5 protein-coding genes are annotated in these 4,816 nt (G+C 65.5%); 1 reads left to right on the top strand and 4 read right to left on the bottom strand.

The genetic code is table 11. The features are described from left to right. From WBL05_RS02530 to prfB, 4 genes are all read right to left on the bottom strand, one after another. Positions 1-814: hypothetical protein (locus WBL05_RS02530; RefSeq protein ID WP_424223526.1), on the bottom strand; the 814-nt coding region annotated here is incomplete at its 3' end. Positions 815-824: 10 nt separating this feature from the next. Beyond that, positions 825-1,739, bottom strand: coding sequence for a permease-like cell division protein FtsX (ftsX, locus tag WBL05_RS02525; RefSeq protein ID WP_424223524.1), 915 nt, complete (start codon positions 1,737-1,739; stop codon positions 825-827). A 30-nt stretch (positions 1,740-1,769) separates the two neighbouring features. Next, positions 1,770-2,456 carry a cell division ATP-binding protein FtsE gene (gene ftsE, locus WBL05_RS02520; RefSeq protein ID WP_424223522.1) on the bottom strand — a complete coding sequence of 229 codons (687 nt, stop codon included), beginning with the start codon at positions 2,454-2,456 and terminating at the stop codon, positions 1,770-1,772. A gap of 325 nt (positions 2,457-2,781) precedes the next feature. Further along, positions 2,782-3,894 carry a peptide chain release factor 2 gene (gene prfB, locus WBL05_RS02515; RefSeq protein ID WP_424223521.1) on the bottom strand — a complete coding sequence of 371 codons (1,113 nt, stop codon included), beginning with the start codon at positions 3,892-3,894 and terminating at the stop codon, positions 2,782-2,784. A gap of 145 nt (positions 3,895-4,039) precedes the next feature. Between prfB and WBL05_RS02510 the strand changes: the two genes are divergently transcribed. Further along, positions 4,040-4,507: a GatB/YqeY domain-containing protein gene (locus WBL05_RS02510; protein ID WP_424223519.1), complete on the top strand. Its 468-nt coding sequence runs from the start codon at positions 4,040-4,042 to the stop codon at positions 4,505-4,507. The last annotated feature ends 309 nt before the right edge of the window (positions 4,508-4,816 follow it).

Here is a 4,816-nt window from a genome sequence, read left to right as displayed (position 1 = left end):
GCATGGCGGCGTGGTTGGCGCGCTCGTTGGCCAACAGGTCGGCCGCCCGGGCCTCGGCGGCCTCATTGGCTGATACCAGTTCGGCAACCCTGGCAGCGGCCTCGTCGGCTGCCCGTTCGGCGGCCTGGGTGATCGCCAGGTGCGCGGCGGCCGCTTCGCGGGCAACTCTTGCCTGGTCCTCCAGCGTCGCCATCGTGGTCTGGTCGCTCTGCAACTGCAGCTGCATCTGGGTCAGCCGGTTCATCTCGGCCGCGTTGGCGTTGTACACCGTCGAGGCCCACTGGATGCGCGAGCTCACGTCGCCGGCATCCTGGTTGTCCATGAACAGCATCCCGATCGACAACAGCGCGGTGTTCTGCTGGTTGCTGGTGCGCAGGTCTGCTACCGCCTTCGCCTTCTGCTCCTCCACCGCGACGGTTCCATCGGCAACCGCAGCCTTCGCAGCGCTCAGGGCGTCCTCGGCGGCAGCCAGCTCGGAGGCCCGCAGGGCATCCTCGGCGGCGGCGGCGTCCCGTTCGCTGGTGGCCTTCGCCAGCGTCACCTGCGCATCGGCGAGGGCCTCGCGGGACGCGACCACCTCGGCGGTTGCAGCGTCCAGTTGGGCACTGAAGCCGGCGATGGCCTCGCCGGACTGCGCGATGTCGCCGCGCAGTGATGACTGCTGGTCGTCCAGTTCGTCCGCCGAGGCCGGTATCAGCGGCTGCCCCAATACCCCGATCAGCAACAAGACCGGAATCGTGCGCCGCCAGGAGCGGCGGGCGCCGTGCTGCGAGTGTCCGAATCCGACGCTGGAGTTGGCTCGAGTCACGTTCAAGTCCCTTGTTCTAGACGCGTAGGTATCTACGCGTGGTGATCAACGTGGGCACAATAGACAGCACAACCGCGACTATGGCAACCAGACCGACCGCGATCCAGGCATCCCCCCAAGTGATCCAGGGTAAAGCTTTGATTGAGACTTTAGCGTTGCGTTCGATCAGGAATTCGTACGAGCCAAGCACTGCCAGGCCGGAGAGGATTGTGCTGACCACCCCGGCGAACAATGCCTCCAGCAGGAACGGCAGCATGATGTAGACATTGGACGCCCCAACCAGTCGCATGATTCCGAGTTCGCGACGCCTGGTGAACGCCGACATCCGGATGGTGTTGCCGATCTGCAGCATGGCGGCGACCAGCAGCAGCACCGCCATCCCCATAGTCCCCCACTTCAGCCCGTTGAGTACGGAGAAGACCGGGTCGAGCACCTGGTGCAGGTCGAGGACGTTCTGCACCCCCGGTAGGCTGGACGCCTCAGCGACCACACCCTGGTAGTTCTCAGGATCCTTCAGCTTCACCCGGAAGGAGTCCTGCATCTGGTCGACCGTCAGCGAGTCGAGCAGCGGCGAATCGGCGTAGGTGCGCTGGTAGTCCTCGTAGGCCTCCTGCTTCGATTCGTAGAAGACCTCATGGACGTCCGGGTTCTGCTCCAGCCGCGTTCGGATGTTCTCGCGCTGCACGTCGGAGGTGTCCTGCCCTGGTTCACAGTTGCCGGATTGGCTGGTGCCCGCGGAATCCCTGGTGCACAGGAATACCGAGATCTCGATCTTGTCGTACCAGCGTCCCTTGACCCGGTCGACTTCCTGGAATGTCATCACCGAAAGGCCGAACAGCGTGAGCGAAACAGTCATTGTGACGATCACCGCGATCGTCATCGACGCATTGCGCTTCAGACCCGACCAGGTCTCGCGAAAAGTGTGTCGCATTTGTTTGATGCTCTCCTCGAAATGGTCGGGTCAGGCGGTGCCGTAGACGCCCTTGGCCTGGTCACGGACCAGGTTGCCCTGGTCAAGTTCGATGACCCGGCGGCGCATCTGGTCGACGATCGTCGAATCATGAGTTGCCATGATCACGGTGGTCTCGCGCTTGTTGATCCGGTCGAGCAACTTCATGATGCCGACGCTGGTCTGCGGATCGAGGTTGCCGGTCGGTTCGTCGGCGATCAGCAACTTGGGGCGGTTCACGATCGCGCGGGCGATCGCCACCCGCTGCTGCTCGCCGCCGGACAGTTCCTCGGGTTGGCGACCCTCCTTGCCGGTCAGGCCCACCAGCTCGATCGTCTCAGGCACCAACTCGCGGATCTCGGAGGTGGGGCGGCCCAACACCTGGAGGGCGAACGAGACGTTCTCGTAGACGGTCTTGCCGGGCAACAGCCGGAAGTCCTGGAAGACTGTTCCGATCTGGCGGCGCAACGCCGGCACCTTCCATTGGTGCAGTCGACCCAACTCCTTGCCGAGCACGAAGATGCGGCCTGAGGTCGGCCGGTACTCACGCAGGATCAAGCGAAGGAAGGTTGACTTCCCCGAGCCGGAGGTTCCGACGAGGAAGACGAACTCACCTCGCTCGATCTGGAGGTTGATGTGCCGAAGAGCAGGCTTGGTCTGCCCCGCGTAGATCTTCGACACGTCCTCGAATGTGATCACGTGACCGTCCTGTTCGTCCGCCTACTGCTATCTGGATCCCCGCCAGCGACCGGGTCGGCAGGCTTTGGCCGGTGGTCGGCCGGCGAGCGACGCGATGGGACGCGACCGCGGGGAAGCTTTCTGAGAAATTCTCAGTCCTCCGAAGAGTGTAGGCGAACCGTCAAGCCTGGCCGGGACCGCCACGCGGGCAGGGGGAGGTTGATCCCAACCATTTCACCGCGCCGCGAGGGGGTTCAGGCGGGCCTGTGGGACGCCGCACCTGTTCAGCGGTTATGGCAACCCTGGCAACTGCTGCCCGGTAACTGTCGGTGCCAGCCGGCCACGTTCAGGACGCGGTGGCCTCCTCCTGCCGGCGCCACCTGATGCCGGCCTCGATGAACGGGTCGATCTCACCATCGAAGACCGCGTCGATGTTGCCGGTTTCGCAGTTGGTCCGCAGGTCCTTGACCATCTGGTAGGGGTGCAGCACGTAGCTGCGCATCTGCGAACCCCAAGAGTTGCCATCGGACTTCAGCGCGTTCATCTCGGCCTCACGGTCGCGCCGCGCCTTCTCGAGCAACCGCGACTGCAGCACGCGCAGCGCGGCAGCCTTGTTCTGGATCTGGCTCTTCTCGTTCTGGCAGCTGACCACGATCCCAGTCGGCAGGTGGGTGATCCGCACCGCGGAGTCGGTGGTGTTGACCGACTGCCCGCCCGGCCCGGAGCTGCGGAATACATCCACCCGGATGTCGGACTCCGGGATGTCGATGTGGTCGGTCTCCTCCACCGCGGGCAGCACCTCGACACCGGCGAAGCTGGTCTGTCGGCGGCCCTGGTTGTCGAATGGGCTGATCCGGACCAGCCGGTGGGTGCCCTGCTCAACCGACAGCGTCCCGTAGGCGTACGGCGACTTGATCGACATGGTGGCCGACTTGATGCCGGCCTCCTCGGCATAGCTGATGTCGTAGACCTCGACGGTGTAGCCGTGGCGTTCGGCCCAGCGCTCGTACATCCGGAGCAACATCGCCGCGAAGTCGGCGGCGTCCACTCCCCCGGCCTCCGAACGGATGGTGATCAGCGCGTCCCGCTCGTCGTACTCTCCGCTCAGCAGGGTGCGGACCTCGAGGGCCTCGATCTGGCTGCGGAGCGCCTCGAGCTCGTGCTGCACCTCGGCCTGGCTCGCCGGGTCGCTTTCCTCGATGGCCAGTTCGAGCAACACCTTGACGTCGTCGAGGCGCTGTCGCAGTTGCTCGACGCGGTCGACCTCGGCGCGCAGCCGCGAGAGCCGGCTGGTCACCCGCTGGGCGTTGGCCTGGTCACTCCACAGGTCGGGGGCGGCTGACTCCTCCTCCAGCTTCACGATCTCGGCCTTCTTGGTGGCGGGGTCGACCACTGCCTCGATGGAACCTAGCGTCCGGTTGAGGTCTGCAATGGTGTCGGAGAGGTCTGAAAGTGCCACAACTTTGGAGTCTACCTTCTGGGTGTGGAGTCCACCACCGCCGGTACGCCGGGCCGCCGGGGTCGAGCGCCACCGGTCGGGAGGGTGCGGCGTCCGGCGTGCGAGAATGGACGATGCGCCCAGCAGGCGCGGAAGGAGCAGGCAGATGGGAGCAATCAAGGACCGGCTACGGGCCGACCTGACCGCAGCCATGAAGGCCCGGGACGAATTCGCCAAGTCGACGATCCGGATGGCGCTGGGCGCGATCCAGTACGCCGAGGTGGCCGGCGACGAAGCGCGCCAGCTGTCCGAGACCGAGGAGGTCGCGGTGCTCACCAAGGAGCAGCGCAGCCGGGCAGAGTCGGCGCAGACCTACGCCGATGCCGGTCGCCCCGAGCTGGCCGAGAAGGAGGCCGCCGAGGCCGAGTTCCTGGCCAGCTACCTGCCGCAGCCGCTCAGCGAGGACGAACTGGTGGTCATCGTCGACCGGCAGGTGGCCCTGGCCGAGGCTGAGTTGGGCGCGAAGCCAACGATGAAGCAGATGGGCGCGATCGTCCGGGCCGTCAACGAGCAGGTGGTTGGACGCGCGGACGGCAAGACGGTGGCCGGACTGGTCAGGCAGCGGCTCGGCTGAAGCGCGGGGCCTCACGCGCCTTGAGTGGGCTGGCTGCCCCAACCGTGACGAGCCGAGCCGAGAACCCACCATCCCGACGACGCGGAGCCCCGTTCAGCGAGTACCCACCATCCCAACAATGCGGAGCCCTGGTCAGCGAGTACCCTGCCAGATCCTCCGCAGCCGCAAATAGTGGCGCCCTTGAACCCGAGTTCCGCAGTTGGTGGGCATTCGGGCGGGTCTGAGCGAGCATTGATGCTTGTCACAGGGTTTCGGGGGTCCCGGGACGGCTGAAAACGGTGGGCACACGATTTGTCGTGTCGGGCTTGT

It is taken from the genome of Brooklawnia sp. (assembly GCF_049651565.1).
GTDB lineage: Bacteria > Actinomycetota > Actinomycetes > Propionibacteriales > Propionibacteriaceae > Brooklawnia.
Note: the sequence above shows the minus strand (reverse complement) of the source record. Positions and strands in the feature narration are given on the sequence as shown.

Bases quoted from the DNA above. Each gene is read 5' to 3' on its own strand.
- ftsX (WP_424223524.1), bottom strand. From the start codon at position 1,739: ATGCGACACACTTTTCGCGAGACCTGGTCGGGTCTGAAGCGCAATGCG.
- WBL05_RS02510 (WP_424223519.1), top strand. From the start codon at position 4,040: ATGGGAGCAATCAAGGACCGGCTACGGGCCGACCTGACCGCAGCCATG.